Here is a 3,571-nt window from a genome sequence, read left to right as displayed (position 1 = left end):
ACCTGCGCTCGTCCAGCTTCCTGATCGCCGACGGCGTGCTGCCCTCGAACGAGGGCCGCGGCTACGTCCTGCGCCGGATCATGCGCCGCGCCATGCGCCACGCGCACATCCTCGGCGCCGAGGAGCCGCTGATGCACCGCCTGGCGCCGACGCTGGTGGCGCAGATGGGCGAGGCCTATCCCGAGCTGCGTCGCGCCGAGCCGGCGATCGTCGAGACCCTGCGCCAGGAGGAGGAACGCTTCCGCCGTACGCTGGGCCGCGGCATGAGCCTGCTGGACGAGGCGACGGCCGGCCTCAACGACGGGGACGTCCTGTCGGGCGAGACCGCCTTCAAGCTCTACGACACCTACGGCTTCCCGCTGGACCTGACGCAGGACGCGGTGCGCGCCAGGGGCCTGACCGTGAACCTCGAAGAGTTCGACGCGGCCATGAAGCGCCAGCGCGAGATGGCGCGCGAAGCCTGGACCGGCTCGGGCCAGGTGGCGGCGGCGGCCGAGTGGTTCGCCATCCGCGACCGCCTGGGGCCGACGGTGTTCGCCGGCTACGACAACACCGAGGCGACGGCCGAGCTACTGGCCCTGGTCGCCGAGGGCGTCGAGACGGATTCGGCGGGCGCCGGCGCCAAGGTGCAGGCGCTGTTCGATCGCACCCCGTTCTACGCCGAGAGCGGCGGCCAGGCGGGCGACCGGGGCGAGGTCGAGTGGGACGGAGGCCGTGCGCGCGTCACCGACGTCCAGAAGCAGGCCGGCGACCTGCACGTCCACGACCTGGAGATCCTGGAAGGGACGCTCGCCCCCGGCGCGCGGGTTCGCCTGGCGGTCGACGCGGAGCGGCGCGCGGCCACGCGTTCCAACCACTCCGCGACCCACCTGCTGCACGCGGCGCTGCGCAACGTGCTGGGCCCGCACGTGACCCAGAAGGGCCAGATGGTCGACGGTGAGCGCATCCGCTTCGACTTCAGCCACGGCCAGCCGCTAACCGCCGACGAGATCGACCGCATCGAGGCCGAGGTGAACGCGGTGATCCGTCAGAACCTGGCGGCCGAGACCAAGAACATGCGCCCGCAGGAGGCCATCGAGGCCGGCGCCATGGCGCTGTTCGGCGAGAAGTACGGCGACACCGTGCGCGTGCTGACCCTCGGCCACGCGCTCGGCGGCGACGGGGCATACTCGGTCGAGTTGTGCGGCGGCACGCACGTGGCCCGCACCGGCGATATCGCGCTGTTCAAGGTGGTGTCCGAGCAGGGCGTCGCCGCCGGCGTACGCCGGATCGAGGCCCTGACCGGGGAGGCGGCGCGCCGCTGGCTGCTGGAGCAGGCGGCCGTGGCGAAGGGCCTGGCCGAGCAGTTCAAGGTCCCCGTCGTCGAGGTCACGGCCCGGGTGGAGGCGCTGCAGGCCCAGAGCCGCAAGCTCGAGAAGGAGCTCGCCGATGCGAAGCGCCAGCTCGCCATGGGCGGCGGGGGCGGCGGCGCGACCGCGGCGGGTCCCGAGGAGATCGGTGGCGTGAAGGTGCTGGCCCGCATCATGGACGGCGTCGGCGGCAAGGACCTGCGGCCCATCGCCGAGGAGTTCAAGAAGCAGCTCCCCGACGGCGTCATCGCGCTGATCGGCACGGCCGAAGGCAAGGCCGCGGCCACCGTGGCGGTCACCGGTTCGGCCCAGGCGAAGTTCAACGCGGTCGAGCTGGCCAAGGCCGCTGTGCAGGCCATGGGCGGGCAGGGCGCGGGCGGCCGGCCCGACTTCGCCCAGGGCGGCGCGCCCGACGCGAGCAAGGCCGAAGACGGCCTCGCCGCCGTGAAGGGTGTACTCGCTGGTTAAGATTCCCCTCGGAGTTGTTAGCGCTGGGGTTGTTGTCCGCGCGGCCTTAACGTCTGATTCAGTTTGATTGGCCTGCGTACGGGCGCTTCGGGGAAAACATCATGAGCAACAAGTTTCTGACCGCGCTCGCGGTCGCGGGCGGTCTCGCGCTCTGCGCTTCGCAAGCCAGCGCGACCACCTTTGCCGGCAACTGGTACCTGGACGAGCTGAAGACGTCGGACCCGGGCCTGGCCCTGACCGCCAGCGCCTTCACCGGCGCGTTCAGCGTCGACCTCGCCCCCAGCGACGGCAACGCCGGCAACGGCAACGAAGAAATCGCGGTCATCCCGCTGTTCAGCCTCTACACGACGGAAAGCAGCATCGACCTCGACGACATCATCTTCACCGGCACGGCGAAGCTGCGGTTCGAGTTCACCTCGCCCACCCCGAACAACGGCCCGACCACGGTGGTCGGCTCGACCGGCGGCGTGGTGATCCCGTTCCTCTTCAAGGGCGGCTACCTGGACTGGAACCCGAGCAACGTGCTCGACAACAACGCCAAGATGCAACTCAGCTACGGCCCGCTGAACGACGGACTGATGAGCATCTACGTCAACGGCGGCACCTACAACGGCTCCAACAAGCAACTGCCGGTCGCCGCGACCTTCGACTGGGATCACGACGCCACGGCCGTGCCTGAACCGGCCACCTGGGCGCTGATGATCTCGGGCTTCGGTCTGGCCGGCGCCACGCTGCGTCGCCGCCGCATGGCCTCGGCCGTCGCCTAAGCGACAACGCCTAACCACTGCGCGAACGGCCGGAGCGAAAGCTCCGGCCGTTTTCGTTTGCGCTCAGCTCGTCGCGTAGACGCAGAACTTGTTGCCGACCGGATCGCGGAAATAGGCCCCGTAGAACTCGGTCCCCTCGGGCGGCCGATAGCCGGGTGCGCCCTCGTCGGATCCTCCCGCGGCCAGGGCGGCGGCATGGGCGGCGCGGACCTGGTCCTGGGCGCCCGCCTTGAAGGCGATCATGATTCCGTTACCGGCCCGCGGCGCCTGGCCGTCGTGGGGCCTGCACACGCCGACGCACGGCGCGCCGTCCTTCGGGCCGTAAAACGCCCACCCGCCCTCGGGCTCGCCGCGCGAATAGCCGATCGCGCCGAAGACCGCGTCGAAGAAGGGCAGGGCCTTCTCCACGTCGTCCGCACCGAGGGTCACATATCCGATGGTCATGGCCGGGTCCTCCTGACAGGCCGCGCAACCTGGCATCGGGCGCCGAACAAAGCAAGAACATTGACTCTTGCGCGGTCCGGGCGTTCCATTCGCTCCGACATCAGGTTTCCACGGAGGATCCGTCATGGAAGACCGCAGTCACTTCGGCGACCAGACCCCGGAGATCGTCGCCCACGAGCGCACCTATCACGCCTTCAGCATCCTGGTCCGCTGGTCGATGCTGGTCATCGGCAACGGCATCTTCTGGCTGACGCTGTGGTTCGCCAGTCCAGCAGGCTTCCTCGGGGCGACCGCCGCGGCGATCGCCACCTTTGTCCTCGGCTACGTGGTCCTGGTCCGCCACGAGGAGAAGCAGCCGCTGAACCTGTGGGTCGAGGGCCGCTGAAACGAACAGCGCCGCGGAAGAGGTCTCCCGCGGCGCCACGTTCGTCTCGTTGGAAAGCCTAGCCCTAGGCCGCCAGCGCCTTCTCCAGGTTCGCCGCCACCTTGTCGATGAAGCCCTCGGTGGTGAGCCAGCCCTGGGTGTCGCCGACCAGCAGCGCC

The 3,571-nt window shown here is 69.9% G+C and carries 5 protein-coding genes; 3 read left to right on the top strand and 2 right to left on the bottom strand.

Features of this window, described 5'->3' with window-relative positions; translation table 11 throughout:
• Both alaS and Q0L11_RS16425 read left to right on the top strand, forming a co-directional pair.
• On the top strand, window positions 1-1,817 hold a 1,817-nt coding region (gene alaS, locus Q0L11_RS16430; protein WP_296598649.1), incomplete at its 5' end, for an alanine--tRNA ligase.
• 101 nt (window positions 1,818-1,918) lie between these two features.
• The gene (locus tag Q0L11_RS16425; RefSeq protein WP_296598648.1) at window positions 1,919-2,584 is read left to right on the top strand and encodes a PEPxxWA-CTERM sorting domain-containing protein; all 666 of its coding nucleotides are present in this window, start codon (window positions 1,919-1,921) and stop codon (window positions 2,582-2,584) included.
• Window positions 2,585-2,647: 63 nt separating this feature from the next.
• Here the strand turns inward: Q0L11_RS16425 and Q0L11_RS16420 are convergent, their stop codons facing one another.
• On the bottom strand, window positions 2,648-3,028 hold the full coding sequence (locus Q0L11_RS16420) for a VOC family protein (RefSeq protein ID WP_296598647.1): 381 nt from the start codon (window positions 3,026-3,028) through the stop codon (window positions 2,648-2,650).
• A 124-nt stretch (window positions 3,029-3,152) separates the two neighbouring features.
• On the opposite strand from Q0L11_RS16420, the gene Q0L11_RS16415 reads away from it, so the two are divergent.
• Window positions 3,153-3,413 carry a hypothetical protein gene (locus Q0L11_RS16415; protein WP_296598646.1) on the top strand — a complete coding sequence of 87 codons (261 nt, stop codon included), beginning with the start codon at window positions 3,153-3,155 and terminating at the stop codon, window positions 3,411-3,413.
• A 64-nt stretch (window positions 3,414-3,477) separates the two neighbouring features.
• Here Q0L11_RS16415 and Q0L11_RS16410 read toward each other — a convergent pair.
• The coding region (locus tag Q0L11_RS16410; protein WP_296598650.1) for a hypothetical protein at window positions 3,478-3,571 on the bottom strand (94 nt) is incomplete at its 5' end.

The sequence above is a fragment of the Phenylobacterium sp. genome (assembly GCF_024508875.1).
GTDB lineage: Bacteria > Pseudomonadota > Alphaproteobacteria > Caulobacterales > Caulobacteraceae > Phenylobacterium.
The sequence above is the reverse complement of the archived record's forward strand: the minus strand, read 5'-3'. Positions and strand labels throughout refer to the sequence as shown.